12 protein-coding genes are annotated in these 15,292 nt (G+C 59.5%); all 12 read right to left on the bottom strand.

Annotated features, from left to right (window positions below):
• Nucleotides 1–9: 9 nt before the first annotated feature.
• The gene (locus MCB86_RS17375) at nt 10–1,227 is read right to left on the bottom strand and encodes a glycosyltransferase family 4 protein (protein ID WP_045162519.1); all 1,218 of its coding nucleotides are present in this window, start codon (nt 1,225–1,227) and stop codon (nt 10–12) included.
• A gap of 100 nt (nt 1,228–1,327) precedes the next feature.
• Nucleotides 1,328–2,446 (bottom strand): glycosyltransferase family 1 protein, encoded by a 1,119-nt coding sequence (locus tag MCB86_RS17370; protein WP_239611649.1) that lies wholly within the window; start codon nt 2,444–2,446, stop codon nt 1,328–1,330.
• Between the two features lie 45 nt (nt 2,447–2,491).
• Nucleotides 2,492–3,814 carry a hypothetical protein gene (locus tag MCB86_RS17365; protein WP_239611648.1) on the bottom strand — a complete coding sequence of 441 codons (1,323 nt, stop codon included), beginning with the start codon at nt 3,812–3,814 and terminating at the stop codon, nt 2,492–2,494.
• The gene (locus MCB86_RS17360) at nt 3,811–5,127 is read right to left on the bottom strand and encodes a hypothetical protein (RefSeq protein WP_239611647.1); all 1,317 of its coding nucleotides are present in this window, start codon (nt 5,125–5,127) and stop codon (nt 3,811–3,813) included. Before MCB86_RS17360 ends, MCB86_RS17365 begins: the two co-directional genes overlap by 4 nt.
• Nucleotides 5,072–6,328, bottom strand: a complete 1,257-nt coding sequence (locus tag MCB86_RS17355; RefSeq protein ID WP_239611646.1) for a glycosyltransferase family 4 protein — start codon at nt 6,326–6,328, stop codon at nt 5,072–5,074. The genes MCB86_RS17360 and MCB86_RS17355 overlap by 56 nt, the downstream gene beginning before the upstream one ends.
• Before the next feature lie 16 nt (nt 6,329–6,344).
• Nucleotides 6,345–6,869: a transcription/translation regulatory transformer protein RfaH gene (gene rfaH, locus MCB86_RS17350; RefSeq protein ID WP_045162514.1), complete on the bottom strand. Its 525-nt coding sequence runs from the start codon at nt 6,867–6,869 to the stop codon at nt 6,345–6,347.
• A gap of 54 nt (nt 6,870–6,923) precedes the next feature.
• Complete coding sequence (locus MCB86_RS17345) at nt 6,924–7,664, bottom strand: WbqC family protein (protein WP_155397640.1); 741 nt, start codon at nt 7,662–7,664, stop codon at nt 6,924–6,926.
• Between the two features lie 19 nt (nt 7,665–7,683).
• The gene (locus MCB86_RS17340) at nt 7,684–9,894 is read right to left on the bottom strand and encodes a polysaccharide biosynthesis tyrosine autokinase (protein ID WP_045162512.1); all 2,211 of its coding nucleotides are present in this window, start codon (nt 9,892–9,894) and stop codon (nt 7,684–7,686) included.
• A gap of 56 nt (nt 9,895–9,950) precedes the next feature.
• Nucleotides 9,951–10,874: a glycosyltransferase gene (locus MCB86_RS17335; RefSeq protein ID WP_045162576.1), complete on the bottom strand. Its 924-nt coding sequence runs from the start codon at nt 10,872–10,874 to the stop codon at nt 9,951–9,953.
• A gap of 6 nt (nt 10,875–10,880) precedes the next feature.
• Nucleotides 10,881–12,407 carry an oligosaccharide flippase family protein gene (locus tag MCB86_RS17330; RefSeq protein ID WP_239611645.1) on the bottom strand — a complete coding sequence of 509 codons (1,527 nt, stop codon included), beginning with the start codon at nt 12,405–12,407 and terminating at the stop codon, nt 10,881–10,883.
• Between the two features lie 23 nt (nt 12,408–12,430).
• On the bottom strand, nt 12,431–13,612 hold the full coding sequence (locus MCB86_RS17325) for a DegT/DnrJ/EryC1/StrS family aminotransferase (RefSeq protein ID WP_045162510.1): 1,182 nt from the start codon (nt 13,610–13,612) through the stop codon (nt 12,431–12,433).
• Nucleotides 13,613–13,680: 68 nt separating this feature from the next.
• Nucleotides 13,681–14,397, bottom strand: a complete 717-nt coding sequence (locus MCB86_RS17320; RefSeq protein WP_239611678.1) for a hypothetical protein — start codon at nt 14,395–14,397, stop codon at nt 13,681–13,683.
• Nucleotides 14,398–15,292 lie beyond the last annotated feature (895 nt).

Raw genomic sequence — 15,292 nt, 5'->3', positions numbered from 1 at the left:
AGGTCTTGGTCAGGCTTGCTTCATTGGAACCGCGGCGGGGTAAACCGGCGTAACGCTTGCCGGAGTTACGGTCGTTCGGTGCAATAGCGCGTCCTGCCCTTGAAGCAACGAAACCTCTCGAACCCTAGTATCTACGAAAGCCCTGATCTCCTGCCTGAATCGTTCGGTTGAAAAACGCTCCGCGCTGGCTCGGCATGCATCAGGAAAGATGTGATGTGCTTCCGATTCGAATTCCGCGATCGCAGCGATCAGAGACTCGGGCGTCTGCTCGGGGTAGAACACCCCGGTCGGCTCCGGATGATCAATGCCCCGAACGGTTTCCAGTACTCCGCCTCGACCGTAGGCGATGACGGGCGTTCCGCACGCCTGGGCTTCGATCGGCGCGATACCGAAGTCTTCCTCTGCGGCGAAAACGAATGCACGCGCGCGCTGCATGTAGTGCAGCAACACCGCGAAATTCTGATAACCCATCAGCGTCACGTTTGGCGTTGCGAGCTCCTTCGCTTTTTCCATCTCGGGCCCTGCGCCGATGACGATCAGCTTCTTGTCAGGCATCCGGGAAAACGCTTCGACGATCATTGGAATGCGCTTGTAGGGCACCATCCGTGAGGCCGTCAGATAGAAGTCTTCCTTGTTCGCATACAGCGTGAACTGACGGGTGTCGACGGGTGGATAGATGACGGTTGATTCGCGCCGATAACTCTTGTTGATGCGCCGGCCGATGAAATGCGAGTTGGCGATGAACTCGTCCACGCCGCTCGCAGTGCGCTGATCCCACATACGCATGTAGTGCAAAAGCATGCGTGCCAGCTTGGCCTTGAAACCATGGTCCAGGCTGGCCTCGTGCAGATACTGATGCTGAAGGTCCCAGGCGTAGCGGATCGGCGAATGCACGTAGCTGATGTGCAACTGGTTCGGTCCGGTGAGTACGCCCTTCGCCACGGCGTGACTACTGGAAATCACCAGGTCATAGGCCGACATGTCGAGCTGTTCGATGGCCAGCGGCATCAGGGGCAGGTACTTCTGATAGTGCGTCTTGGCCTTGGGAAGCTGCTGAATGAAGGTGGTGGTGGCGCGCTTGCCGCCGAGACTGCTGCGATCTTCATCGGAGAGGAAGTCGATCACGGCGAACAGGTCTGCTTCCGGCCAGGTCTCCAGCAGCCCGGCGAGCACCCGTTCGGCGCCGGCATAGGTCACCAGCCAGTCATGAACAATGGCGATTTTCATACGATAGCCTTTCAGGGATGAGGTGGCAGCGGGATCAATCGTCGAGCGTTCGGCGACTGGGGTATCGAAGTGCGGCGATGGGCATCTGTCGACGAGGGGGTCAATGCTTCGGCTGGCTGAACGGGAGTCGCTGTAGGCCTGCCTTATTGCCGTCGCGTACGTTGGTGAATGCCTGGTCGATCAGCCGGGAAACCTGTCGGGCCGATGAATTCCAGCAGTACCGTGCCACGTTCGCCTTGCCACGCCGCCGCAAATCCTGGCGCAAGGCTTCGTCGCGCAGGATCCGCTGCATGCAATCCGCGATGTCCTTGACCTTCAGCGGGTCGAAGTACAGGGCGCTGTCGCCCAGTACCTCCGGAATGGAGGCGGCACGTGCGGCGATGACCGGGCAGCCGCAGGCCTGCGCCTCGAGCGGGGGGATGCCGAAACCTTCGTAAACGGACGGGAACACGAAGGCTGTTGCGCCCTGGTAGGCCTCCACCAGTTCTTCATCGGTGAGCCGGCCGAGCATGCGGATTCGACGGCTGCCGACAACGTCGTGGAGGCTGCCGGAGAAGACTCGATTCGAGTCGCCAATGATGCGTAGCTCGACGTCCTCGAGCCCTTCCATTCGCAGGAACGCGGCAACCATCCTGGCGAAGTTCTTGTGCGCGCTATGAGAGGACACGGCCAGCAGGTAAGGCGCCGAGGCCCGGGGACATTGCTCTGCGCAGAAGGGCTGAAAGCGTGCATCCACTGCGTTGGGCACCACCCAGATGTGGCGCGCCGGATAGCCGTAGAAACGCGCTATTTCTTTCCGGGAAAATTCGCTCACGGTAATCAAGGCCTTGATTCGTTTGAGTAAGAGGGGGGTCAGGTTGCGATAGGTGGCCCGGAATGCTCTCGAGTAGCTTTCCGGATGCCTGACATAGGTGATGTCATGGTGGGTCGCGATCTGGTTGCCGTAGACCAGCGGGGCGGTATTGCAAAATGAGACCAGCGGCGGACTGCCATTGCGTACCAGCCACAGCGGGAGGTCCACCTGCTCCCAAAGATGTCCGCGGTGGCGGCCGATGCGAAGCACCTGCAGTTGCTCGGCACTGTCGTGCAGGCGGATATCCTGGGGGGCGACGAACACCAGATCGTCGCGTAGGGTTTTGAGTTGCAGGCTGATCTGTTCTGCGAAGCGCTGTACTCCCCGTATTTCCTGGGTCAGAAAGCGAGCATTGATCACAATCATCTGAAAATCCTCTTTTCAAAACGGTTCCCGAATCGAGATCTTCTGCTAGGGGCTGGTACGAGCCGCGGCGGACTTGCCGAGGCTGATGATTTTGGGAAACCCATTGAGCTCCACAGTGGCGGTACAGGTGCTCGCGTTGACCGGACAGGTCCACATCGTGTCGCCCAGGGTTCGGCCGTTTTCGGGGTGTGCGGTATCGATCAGTTCCAGAGGGCCGGTGACCTTGCCCGTGGATTCGATGCTGACAGCGCGGGCCTGGTCGGTGCTCCAGGCGACCAGAAGTTGCTCGTCCGCGTTGCCGAAACGCATCAGAACGGTGTTATTCCCGGTTTTTTCGCGATGGCCAAGGAATTGGTAGTGCTGGACGATCGGGCCGACTGCCTCGAGCACCCGGTAGGCTGGCTTGAGGCTGTAGTCCTGACGGACCAAGCCGAAGTTGTGCTCTCGCTCGCGCTTGTCGGTCCCGTCGTTTCGGAAGTCGTACCACCACATGCCCCGCACGTTCGGCAGCGTCCTGACGAGCAGGAAACTGCGCGCCAGATAGGCAGCCTGCAGGTCTTCATCGATGCCGCAGGAACCCTGATAGGCCGGCCAGCTCATTTCCGTCAGGTACAGGGGCACCGGCTGACCGGCCGCACGGGACAGTTCCAGGTCGACCTCGGCAAGCCACTCGATCCAGGCTTCCGGGGTGTTCTTTCCCCGGCCGCGACAATGGACGTACGGGTGCAACGAGAGGCCGTCGATCGATTGCATTACGCCATTTTCGATCAGGCGCAGGGCGAAACCCGACTCGATGCCCTTGGTGGTCACCGCGCCGGCCAACACCTTGGCGTCGGGATCGTGCTGGCGAATGATGCCTGCCGCATCGGCGATCAGCCGGGCATAGTCCTGAGTGAACTGAGGATCGCTCGGGTCCTCGACGTCCCACTCGTTCCAGACTTCGTAGTGCTTGACCCGCCCCCGAAACTGCTGGGCAACGAAGGCGACGTAGCGATTGAAGGCGGCGCGTACCGGTTCGCTGCGCGGCTTCTCTCCACCGCCGTGAAAACGATTGCCGTACCCCAGAATGAACAGGCTATCGAGCTCCTGCGCTTCGTTACCGGCGAGATAGCGATCCCAGTGCGGCTCCACCTTGAGCTGGTCGCGGTTACGCTCAAGAAACGCCCAATGCGCGTCGGTTCGTACCGACTCGATACCGGCGTCCCGTAACAATTGGTTGCCCTGGCTGCGGCTGTCGCGAAGATGCAGGTCATGCGAGCAGACGCCGACGATAAAGGGCTCTTCCGGCTCAACTGCCGAAGCCTGCAGTGCCAGGCCCGACACGGCTGAGACAAACACCAAACGGCACAAAAGAAGGCGGGTGCTCATGACTGGGCTTCCCAGGGTCTATGCGCATGCGGTTGCGCGGTAGCGATCGGGTGGTGTGGCCCTCGGTGCAGCACTTCCCGTGGCGTCAGGGCATGGGCGATCGCCATTCCGAGGAACAGGGTGGAGGTGGTCACCTCCAGGACGTCGGTCGCCCAGCCGATCAGGCAGGTACAGAAAACGATGCCCAGCAGGGCGTGACGGATGCGCGGGCCTCGGTCGTGCAGGCGCAGCATTAACGGAAACAGCAGCAGATATAGCAGGACGCCGAACACCCCTAGCATTCCCCAGAGATACAGCGCTGTGTTGTCGGCGATGCTCAGCAGCTCCAGCCAGGCCAGCGGAAAGGCCGCTGCGCTGCTGCCGACCGCACCGAACCCTGCGCCCCACCAGCCCCAGCCTTCGTTGGTGATCACGTCGATGAAGTTCGGCCAGCTGTTGATCAGACGGTCGTTGAAGGATGCAAGCAGACTGGCGCTGTAGGCTTCGCTCTGCGGAATGTTCAGCAACAGGCTGGCGATCGGCAACGCCATCCCCGTCAGCACCGCGATGAAAAATGCCGTAGCGCTGGGCATGCGGTAGCCGGCGAGGAACAGCATCATCAGGGTCAACAGGTAAGCCGCCGCGGTGGACTTGTTGGTGGTGAGGAAGATCGCGCCGAAGGCCAGCGGGTAAAGCAGCATTCGCAGCAGCCGCGAATGCAGGAACGCGGCCAGGTACAGGCTGTACAGCGCGATCATCACCGCCAGGTTGGTCGACATACGGGCAAAGCCGGCTAGGCGGTCGGTACTGCCAAAGGCCCAGGATTTGTTCGCGGTCAGCTCGACGTCACCCATCATGTAGCTATAGCCCTTCCATGGCACGTTGGTGAACATGTCCAGCGCGATGCCGAACAGTGAGGCAACCAGGCACAGCCCGGCCACCCATCCCAGCAGGGTGGCTCTGCTTTCCAGGTAGCCGCCGCAGAACAACCCGAACAGCAGCGGGATGTAGATGAACAGGCTGAAGCCGACGTTCATCAGCGCGGCCCCGTGCAGCAACGCCAACAAACCCGAGACTGCCAAGGCAAACAACACCAGCCACACCCCGGGCTTGTTTCGCGCACGCGGCAGTTCCAGCGCGACCGCCGCCAGGCACGCCAGCTTCGGCACGTAGAGCAGGGCGGAGATGCCAGCCATGTCCAGGTAATAGCGCAGCGCGCCGGCAAAGGTTTCGCTGATCAGCAGCGAGGCCGCGATCAAGGTCAGCAGGGTTGGCTTGTCAATCGCCAGCGGGCTCGACCTGGGGCGCGTGATGGTCAGCGAACTCGGGGTCATCGTGGGCTCTCCGGCCGTGTAGCGCGGTATGCAGGATCGACTGGTACTGATCGAGCATTCGCTCCATGTTCAAAAAAGGCGCGACGCTGGTACGCGCCTGCCGCGACAACCGCTGGCGCAGGCTGCTGTCCAGGTAGAGTTTGAGCATCGCCCGGCCAAGCGAGTCAGGATCGGCCGGTGTGCAGAGCAGGCCGTTGTGGTTGTCTTCGATGATTTCCCCTAGGCCGCCCATGCTCGTCGCGATGACGGGCAGGTGCTGGGCGCAAGCCTCGACCGCCACCAGGCCGAACGGCTCGGCCCATATGGACGGCACCACCAGCACATCGATGTTGCGCATGAAGGCATTGGCATCCTGGTAGCCGACAAAACGGACCTTGGCCGGATCGGCCTTCGCCTTGAGCTGTGCCTCGTAGTCCAACTTGCCGCGCCCGGCGATTTCCAGGGTGGCGTCGATGGAAAGCTGCTGGAACTGCTCGATCAGCCAACCCACGCCCTTGTTTTCCGACAGCGTGCCGATATAGCCGAAACGCAGCAGCCCGCTGTGGCTGTGGCGCTCAGGAGGCGCACTGGCGCTCTGCACGATGCTGTTATGCACCACATGGCGGGTGGCTCGGCCGAAATAGCCTTGGGCGGTGAGTCGGTCCAGAACGAAACGGCTGACACCGATCACCGCGTCGACCTGAGCGGACGCTACGGCGTGATGCCGCCGAAAGGCCGAACAGAGCGTGCACTGCCGCTCGCAGCTGCGGCCTTTATTGAACATGGTGTCCTTGGGGCACAGCAGATAGAGGTCATGCAGCACTTGAACGATCGGCACGCCGGCGGCACTTATTTCGTCCCACGCCGAGATCGACCAGCCCGTCAGGTTGTGGCACATCACCAGGTCCGGCTGTTCGCATGCGATCACTTCGCGAACGTGCTGGCGCATGCTGCGGTTGTAACGATCCCGGTAATGCCAGCCAAGGCGACGCAACGAGCTGGGTCTGTTTTGGGTGAAATGCCAGTAAAGGTTGTGCAGGCCGGCGCGATAGATCCGTACGCCGTCTAACGTCTCCTTCTGAACGCCGGGCTCCGGTCCGGTGACCAGCACCGCCACATCATAGCCACGAACCTGCAGCCCTTCGGCCAGCTGGCGTACGACGATCTCCGCGCCTCCGCCCACATGGGGCTCATAGAGACTGTGCAGAAACAAGATCTTCATGGTTGCAGTCCCCGAATCAATCGACGCCGCAGCCAAGCGCGGCCCTGTGAGACACGCCGCAACCGCTGAGGTAGCGCGTTGGCACGCGCACTTTCTGTTCACGCTGCAACAGTTTCAGCAGGATCACCGAACGCTCCTGGCCATCGGCGCTGACGAAGATCGCCTCGAGATCGCTAAAGCTGCCGCCATGTAGTTGCACGCGCTCGCCGGGTTGGAACTGCGGCTTTTCGGCCGGCACCGCGAGGCGTTGACGCAGTTGTTCGATAAGTTCGTCCCTGACCGGCGTCGGCTCGCCTCCGAAGGACACCACCCGGGCGACGCCACGGGTCGAGCGAATGGGATACCAGTTGTCCAGTTGACGATCGAGGCGGATGAACAGGTAGCCCGGAAACAGCGCTTCTGGTGTCTTGCCGTTTCCGCTGGGCTTCTGCGGCCTGTAACACTCGAACGCCTGGCGCACCAGATGCTCTTCGGCGCGGGCCTCCTGGCGGGGTTTGGTTTGAATCAGGTACCAGTGCGGATTGCTGCCAAGTGCTGTCATGTGAAACCTGCCTTCCATAGGGGAGGTTGCCGATGTCCGTTTTGTCGAGGACGTTTATGCCTGCAGTGCCGTCTGTTGCTCGACCCCTTCGATCAGAGAAAAGCGTTTGAGCAGGGCCTGTGCATCTTTCTGGCTGTTGAACATCAACACGTCGATGATTGACAGTGAAGGCACGAACGGCTGGTTGAACTGCGGATAGCTGAGGTCGTCCATGCGCAGAAATCGCAACGACAGGCCGTGAGATCGGAAGAGGGCTGGACAGTAAAGCGCCACACCGCCGATTGGATTGATATAGAGCGCGGCACCCAGCTTCTTCGCGATGCCGATGACCCGCTCCTGCTTATCCATGCGAGCCGGCAGCCCCAGCTCGGAGCCGATACGGATCGGCGTCGTGATGTCCAGATAGGCACAGACGCAGCGGATCGAATGCTCGGTAAAACGGGCCAGATTGCGTTCCGGATGCGTCAGGATCTGGCGGATCAGCGGAACCACTTCAGCCTTGTACGGCGCGCGCGAATAGGCGAGTTCCAGTGTCCTCAGCAGTTTCTGGGCTTCGCGCGCGAAGTCATCGCACAGCCAACGCTGGTTGATCGGGTCGAACCCGCCGCCTTTGCGCAAGGGAAAGGTGATCAGCTGCGGCTGTCCGTTCACCAGTATCCGGTTACGGTTTATCCATGAACCTTTGACGTACTGGAGATCGTCACCCAACACGAAAACATCGCTGCGGGCGATCAGCTGAAAATAGCCCAGGTAGGGGAACAGGTAAGGTTGCATCATCGCGGCGGTTCCGAACACGGCGTCTCCCTCGCATGTGTCAGGCTTTTTGAGAATAGCTGTAATAACCGTAGGCGCCGGTTTCATAGGCGGTGCTCGAGGCCCTGCGCTTGACGCCATTGAGAATGGCGCCTTTGAGCAATACCCCGTTCTGTGCCAGACGTCGCTTGGACGTCTCGACCTGGCTGGCCGTGCTCAGCCCGTAACGTGCGACCAGCAGACAGGTGCCGGCCAGCTGTGCGACCAGCACGGCATCGGTAACGGCCAATACCGGGGGCGTATCAATGATGACGAAGTCGTATTCCCGCTCCGCCTCTTTGAGCAACTTGGCGAAGTTGTCGTGCATCAGCAGCTCGGACGGGTTTGGAGCGGAAAAGCCGCTGGCGACGAAGTGCAGGTTGGCCTGGTCGGTCTTGTTGGTCACCGCCGCGAGACGCAGTCCGCTGGCCAGCGCATCGGACAGGCCGTGGCGCGGCTCCTGACCGAACACGCCCGCGAGATAGCCGCGACGCATGTCGGCATCGATCAGCAACACTCGTTGGCCCGCCTGGGCGATAACCGACGCCAGGTTGCTGGAAACGAAAGACTTGCCCACCGACGGCGTGGGGCTGGTGATCACCAGGGTTCGATTGCGGGCCTCGAGCATGGCGAACTTGAGGCTGGTGCGCAGGCTGCGCAGCGACTCGATCGCCAGGTCCGCCGGATCCGCTCCGCCCAGCAGCTTGCTTCGCCCATCGCGGATTTTCCTCAGGCGGTACAGGTGCTCCTGTTTCGCCGAGAAAGGCAGCGCGGCATACACCGGGATACCCAGGTGCTCGATCGTCTCGGGGCTTTCGATGCCGCGATAGAACACCTGGCGTATCAGAATCACCAGCGCTGACACAAGCAGCCCGACGAAGATGGCGATCAGCACCACCAGCGGCTTGATGGGCTTGGCCGGCTTCTCCACCACGGCGTAGGCACTGTCGATGATGCGCACATTGCCAATGGTGCCCGCGCGCAGAATGTCCTGTTCCTGAGCCTTGTCCAGCAGCAGTGTGTAGGTGCGAGTCGTGACCTGCATGTCGCGATTCAGGCGCAACAGTTCCTGCTGGGTCATCGGCAAGGTATCGATCTTGCTCATCAGCGCGTTCTTCTGCGCTTGCAGCTGAGCGATCTTGGTCATCAGCGTCTGATAGGTCGGGTGTTCCGGGGTAAAGAGCTGGTTGTACTCCGTACGCTTGAGATTGTGCTCGGAGATCTGCGACTCCAGCGCGACGATCTGGTCCAGCACACTCTTGGTCTCGATGCTGATGTCCACCGACTGGGCGCTGGTCTGATAGGCATTGAGGGCGGCTTCGGCCTTTTCCAATTCCTTGCGTACCAGCGGTACCTGCGAACGCAGAAACTCCAGGCGCTGCGCGGCTTCGGCGGAGCTGCGTTCGATGTTCTGGCGCACATAGAGCCGACTGATCTGATCGAGCACATGGTTGGCCTTGTCCGCGTCCGGGTCTTCCAGAGTGAGGTAGATGATTCCGGAGTCCTTGCCGGCTTCACCCACCTTCAACCGCTTCTGGTAGTCCAGCGCCGTGGTCTGCGGGCGGCTACGCACCACGAAGAACTCTGTCCCCGGGCGGGCCTTGAGTTCGGCGATCTGGACGCGGAAACCCTCGTGCCGCACGGCTTGGTTGATTTTGCCATTCAGCAGCAGTTGGTCGTCCTCGTCGTACAGGCTGAATGCACCTGCACTGCCGGCACGCAGCGTCAACTTTTCCCCCAGATAGGCTTCGGGTACGTCCAGCTGAAACACCACCAGCTTCTCTCCGCCCCAGGCGTAACTGTCCATGCCCAGCAGTGGCGTGGCGAGCTCGCCGTCCTTTTCTGGATCGTGCAGACGCGCCATGTAGCTGCCGAGGATCGGGAAATATTTGGGGCGGGCAGTGATGTAGAGCTTAAGAGCGTTAACCGTGCGTCCAAGGACCGAGCGCGACTTGATAAGCTCGATTTCAGTCACCGCCTGGGAAACCGAGTTGGGCCTGGGAATAGCTTCCGGAATGCCCGTTATCCCGGCCTTCTTCGGTTCGATCTGGATCATCGCGCTCGCCCGGTAAACGGGCGTGGCGACGATCGCATAGGCCACGCCAAGCAGGGCGAAGAGGGCGGTAATGGTGAAAATCAGTGCTTTGTGATCGAACGCCACGCGCAGGATGCGCGCCAGGTCGATGCGATTGTCTCCCTCGTATTCCAGCGAAGAGCGGGCCATGACAGTCATTGCGGATCCTTCCTTGAGTGTTGCGCTATCAGTGCGACAGAAGCCAGCCATGCCGGTCAGGCACCGGGCGTCAGTCTGCGTAACAGATTGATGCTGATGTTCTGGAATATCTGGCCCAGCGCCTGAAGCTTGCTGAGCGGCGATATCGATGCCAGTGCCTGGGAGAAGACCTGGATCATGAAATATTCGTAGAGCGACTGATCGCCGATCCGTTGGTAATAGCGGGCGAGGCTGTAATAGGCGTGCATGGACATCTGGATGCGTTGCTTGCTGCTGCGCATGGAGAAGATCCCGCCCTCATGCACGCGGTAGCCGGCGGGCTTGATTTCAGCGATGAACTTGCCCTTGCCATAGGCACCGAGCAGGGACCACCAGCAGATGTCCAGCACCTCGACACCGCGCAGCTCCGGCGGCAGTTCCTGCAGCAGATTGCGAAAGCATGCCGTCAGGGTGGAAACCGGTCGCGCCTGCATCAGCTGGCGAGCGGTGGCATCCCGGCGGAACTTGCCCTGCATGTGGGGACTGCGGACCACCCCCTGGGCGTTGAACATGAAGGCATCGTGGTACGTCATCACGTAGTCGCGATGCCGTTCGAGAAAGTCGACCTGGATCTGCAGTTTGCGCGGATCGGTCCAGTAGTCGTCCCCTTCGCAATAGGCGATATACCTGCCGTGCGCCTGCGCGAACAGCTGAGTGCTGACGGTAACCCCCTGGCGGTACTGGTTTTCTAGCTGATAGATCGGTTTGATCAGGCTCGGGTAGCGCGCGGCGTATTCACGGATGATCGCGGCGGTGGCGTCGGTCGAGGCGTCGTCATGGACGATCACTTCGAAGGGAAAATCCGTCTCCTGCAGGAGGAAGCCGTCCAGCGTTTCCCGTATGAACGGTGCATGGTTGTAGGCCAAGCAGACGATGCTCACCAGGGGGGCGAACCTATTACCCCAGGCGGCCATGAGCTCTTGTTCACGCTTTGGTTGAATATCCATTCAGACACTCGACTTTGTCATCAGTACGTAAAGCCGCAACACGACGGGCTTGGAGGTGAAAGCGACTAGCGTCAGGCAGATAAGACCGCTGACGGCCAATCCCAGGAAGATGTCGAAGCGGTTCTCGCTGGCGATCGCCGCGAACACGGGTTCGCCGATCACGAGACCCAGGCCGGTCATGGCGGTGATGCGTAGCAAATCCTGTAACCATTGGCGGTGCACGCCGGCGGCAAAGCGCTTGTGCACCATTGGCGGCCAGATCAGGAAGGTCAGCATGCGCAGCCCGAACCAGGCCAGCGCTGCGCCATACACGCCATGCTCGAGCGCGGCATACACCACCAGCGGAATGCTGAGCGTAGCGCTGATCAGGCTGAACCAGACGTGGAGGCGTAGCTGTCCGTGAGCGTATTGCAGATAGAACTGAAATGCGGTGACCGCCATGATCGCGCTGCCGAGTACGTACCAGGGCAGCACCAGCCGGCTCCATTGCGCCGCCTCCTCATCGCCGGTCCAGGCGAAGATCAGCTCAGCGGAGTGGAAGGCGATGACGCCCGCTAACGGAAACAGGAAGCTGCAGACGAACCGGGTGGCATTCAGGTAGAGCGCCTGCATGTCGGCGATCCGACCTTCGGCGACGAGCATCGTCATGCGCGGCAGCAACGTCTGTACCAACGGGTTGGTCAGCGTCATGATTCCGGTCGACATGAGCGCCACCAGCGAGAAATAACCGTACTCCTTGAGCAGCAGCACGTTGGAAAGCAGCACCTTGTCCAGCTGCGTCAGAATGATCCATAGCACCGAAGTGAGCGACATGCCGGCGGCGAAGGGCAGCACCGGCTTGACCACTGCCCAGTCGAAGCCGGTCAGCAATCTGGGGTTGGGCATCAAGGTATAAGCCTTGGCCGCGAACAACAGCGTCTCGATCAGCGCGACCGCCGTCTGGAAGAGAAAGAAGTCCAGAGGGTCCTGGCTGATGCTGGCCACCAGAAACAGGCCGCCAAAGTAGCGCAAGGTGGCGATCAGGATATTCGCGCCGTTCAGCCATGCATGCAGTTCGAGCCCCTGCAAGCCACTTTTATAAAGGGTGGCGTACAGCTTCAGCCCGATCATCAGCCCCATCAGGCTGATGCAATGGACAATCGTGGCCGTGCTCAACTCCTGCGCTTGCAGCCATTGATGAGCGATCCAGCCGCTCGAAAAATGGATGGCCAATACCGTCAGCGATGCCAGCGGCAGGAAAATGATTTCGAACGAGCGCAGCAGCCGCCCCGGTTCGTAGCGCTGTGCCGCAGTGTTCTGCCTTCCGCGAAAATGGGCGATCTGACGCACCAGCGACGGTGACAGACCCGCGTCCAGCAGCTGCAGCCAGGCTTGTAGCACCGCGAAGAAACCGATCAGGCCGTAGGCCTCCGCGCCCAGATGTCCGAGATAGAAAGGCAGAATGAGAATGCCGATGAGCAGGGCATATGCCTGCCCGGCGTAGCTCAAGCCGGTGTTGCGGATCATCGATAGCTTTCGATCGGACATGTAATCGGGCCGCCGAGAATGAATCAGTAAATGTTCTTGAGCTCGGAATCAGGCAAGCCGAAACGCTGCTCCATCAACCCAGTTGCGTTGACTTGTGGCCATAGACGCTCGGTTTGCCGCTGATCACGCCCCGTTGCGTCGCGTAGCAACGTCTGGACCACGGTGTTCTGGATATGCCGCGGCAAGCCGGGATAAATCGGCAGGCATAGCACTCGGCGACTCAAGGATCTCGACTGGATCTGCGGCGGTTGCGGTTGCAGATAGCCGAGAGTGTCCAGAGAGGGATAGAAATAGCGCCTGGGGTTGATGCCCTTGGCGTTCAGCGCCACGCGACAACGTAGCAGCTGGTCTTCGTTGGCCAGTGCAATCGGGAAATAGCTATGGTTGCGTAGGGAGTGTGGTTGCTGTTGCTGAAGATCGAAGTGGTCACTCAGGCGTTCTTCATAGAACCTGGCGATCTCTTCCCGTTGCTCGAGAATCATCGCCATGTCGTCGAGGATGCACAGGCCCATGGCGGCGGCAAATTCGTTGAGCTTGGCGTTGATGCCGATGCCGTCGATGATGTCGGTGTCGACAATGCCGAAATTGCACAACAAACGAATCTTGGCGGCCAATGCATCGTCATTGGTGACGATGGCCCCGCCTTCGATGGTGTGGAAAAGCTTGGTTGCATGAAAACTGAGCGTGCTGATATCACCCCAATTGAATACCGAGCGCTCCTTGTAGCGCACACTGAACGCGTGGGCGCCGTCATAGATCACCTTGAGGCGATGCCGTTCGGCGATCTGCGCGATGCCTTCCACATCACAGGGGTTGCCGAACACGTGCGTAGCGACGATCGCGCAGGTGTCGCGGTCGATCCTCGCTTCTATCGCCTGTGGATCCATGTTCCAGGTGGTCCTGTCGATGTCGGCGAATATCGGTCGGATACCTTCCCACTGCAGCGAACTGGTGGTGGCGACGAAGCTGAATGGGGTCGTGATGGCGCTGCCTGAGAGGTTCAATGCCCGATAGGCGATCTGCAGCGCCAGGGTGCCGTTGTTCGTGAGGATGATGTTTCGGACACCCAGATAGTCCCGCAGGCGATCTTCCAGCTCGGTGAGCAGCGGCCCGTGGTTGGTCAGCCAGCCGGACGCATAAATGCTGTCCACATAGCCGAGAAACTTGGCTTTGTTACCCAGATACGATTTGGTGACATGGATCATCGTGATGTCCTTATCGGTCGTCACATCGAGATCAGGAAGCGATAACTAACGGCGTCGGCCTGCTTCGGTCATGCGATTGGTTGTGTACCGAGGGCGGTTGCGCGCCGGGCGCGGCGTTGGTTCAGCTTGAGAATCAGGCGGGTCGTAAAGCTGCCAGCATGAGGGTCGCCATAGTGCAAGATGGCGGTTGCTCGGCGACTGGCAGGGTCGCAGGGCTCGTTTGCATGCAGCGTGCGGTAGCCCCAGAACAGATACAGATTGCCGGGAACCAGCTGCAGCCGCTCCGGCTTCAGAATACGGTGGCGGATTGCCTTGGTTATCAGCTTTCGAGTCACTGCATTCTGCAACAGTGCTTTCTCAAACACGTTGACCAGCACACTCGAGCGCACGCCTCGAAGATTGGGAAAAATAATCAGATCACCGCGATCGACGCCGTTCTGAGGAATCTCGATGGGCAACAGTACCGTCACAAGACTTGCGTCGTAATGAAAGCAATTGGATTCGCGACGGCCTGAATTTCCCTGCACACAGCGCAGCACTTTGAGAATCTCGTCGCTGTAGGCAGCTTTTCCAATGCCTGTCTGGTAGAGGCTCGCCAGTAGCTCCCGAAACTCTGGCGCAGCGCCTAGCTCGCCTATTAGAGAACTTTCTATCGCAGCTCCACCATGGTGAGCGAAGTATTTACCATTATGTTTTTCGGCATCGATCCTGACATGTTGCTGCAGCGACGATAGTTGTTCTGGTGTAAGGAAATTTGCGATGCAGGAGCTCCCTTTCAAGTTCATTTCCTTGGCAATTAATTGTTTCGCTTCGATGTCGAGGCTGCGGAACTGGATAGTCACGATGAACTCCGAGTTGAACTGCGGATGAATCTACGGGAATTTTCCGGGAGGGGTGCTTGTTAGGTACGCAAGTCGGAATGAAAACGTGTGCAGAAATAGCGAACCGTTAATGATCAATATAATGGCGAGTTAAACGGATAATGTATAAAAGATGCCACGCAAATTTCTTTTTTTTCATTAAGCAAAGCTACCGCCACTGCCGGGTTACGCCGTCATCCGACTTGCTTCCTGAACGGTACCCAACTCAGTACTCGCCAGGCATGGCGCGGGCTTTAGGCAAAGCTACCGCACTCGGCTGGGATTCGAGAGAAGCTTTAAGGTGCGAATACTGTTAGCGCAGAACAGCAAATAAGCTGTAACGGGGATGCCATCCCTGCGCACTTCTTGGCTGCAATACCTGGTTTTTATTTGGTTTGCGGCTCCGGAAACGTCCTGTCTCATTTGTGTGATCTAGTTATCATTCAGATCCAGGCGGCAGTCAAGACGAAAACCTTGTTTTTTTGATGGATTCTCTGACCGCCTGTCGTAATGCATTGATAGACAAAAGAATGCTCGACTGCAGCGGGCATCAGCAATAAAAGTTATTTTTAAGGGCATACATCTTTGGAACTAAGCCGAACGATCTATCAATGTTTAGTTGAAAGATGAGCAAGTATCCATGGGGCGGCCTTAGGCAGCTTTAAACGAGCGGAGTGGCACGACCAGGCGGGCAGAGGCGGGGGGAAGAGCTAAGCAGCGCGTCTGGCAAACAGAAACGAAAAAGGCCACTCGCAAGAGTGGCCTTTTCGTATTTGGTTGCGGGAGCCGGATTTGAACCGACGACCTTCGGGTTATGAGC

The organism is Pseudomonas sp. KSR10 (genome assembly GCF_022355455.1).
GTDB lineage: Bacteria > Pseudomonadota > Gammaproteobacteria > Pseudomonadales > Pseudomonadaceae > Stutzerimonas > Stutzerimonas stutzeri_E.
Note: the sequence above shows the minus strand (reverse complement) of the source record. Positions and strands in the feature narration are given on the sequence as shown.

Excerpts from the sequence above, each read along its gene's own strand:
- MCB86_RS17375 (WP_045162519.1), bottom strand. The coding sequence starts at position 1,227 with ATGAAAATCGCCATTGTTCATGACTGGCTGGTGACCTATGCCGGCGCC.
- MCB86_RS17370 (WP_239611649.1), bottom strand. The coding sequence starts at position 2,446 with ATGATTGTGATCAATGCTCGCTTTCTGACCCAGGAAATACGGGGAGTA.
- MCB86_RS17365 (WP_239611648.1), bottom strand. The coding sequence starts at position 3,814 with ATGAGCACCCGCCTTCTTTTGTGCCGTTTGGTGTTTGTCTCAGCCGTG.
- MCB86_RS17360 (WP_239611647.1), bottom strand. The coding sequence starts at position 5,127 with ATGACCCCGAGTTCGCTGACCATCACGCGCCCCAGGTCGAGCCCGCTG.
- MCB86_RS17355 (WP_239611646.1), bottom strand. The coding sequence starts at position 6,328 with ATGAAGATCTTGTTTCTGCACAGTCTCTATGAGCCCCATGTGGGCGGA.
- rfaH (WP_045162514.1), bottom strand. The coding sequence starts at position 6,869 with ATGACAGCACTTGGCAGCAATCCGCACTGGTACCTGATTCAAACCAAA.
- MCB86_RS17340 (WP_045162512.1), bottom strand. The coding sequence starts at position 9,894 with ATGACTGTCATGGCCCGCTCTTCGCTGGAATACGAGGGAGACAATCGC.
- MCB86_RS17330 (WP_239611645.1), bottom strand. The coding sequence starts at position 12,407 with ATGTCCGATCGAAAGCTATCGATGATCCGCAACACCGGCTTGAGCTAC.
- MCB86_RS17325 (WP_045162510.1), bottom strand. The coding sequence starts at position 13,612 with ATGATCCATGTCACCAAATCGTATCTGGGTAACAAAGCCAAGTTTCTC.
- MCB86_RS17320 (WP_239611678.1), bottom strand. The coding sequence starts at position 14,397 with ATGAACTTGAAAGGGAGCTCCTGCATCGCAAATTTCCTTACACCAGAA.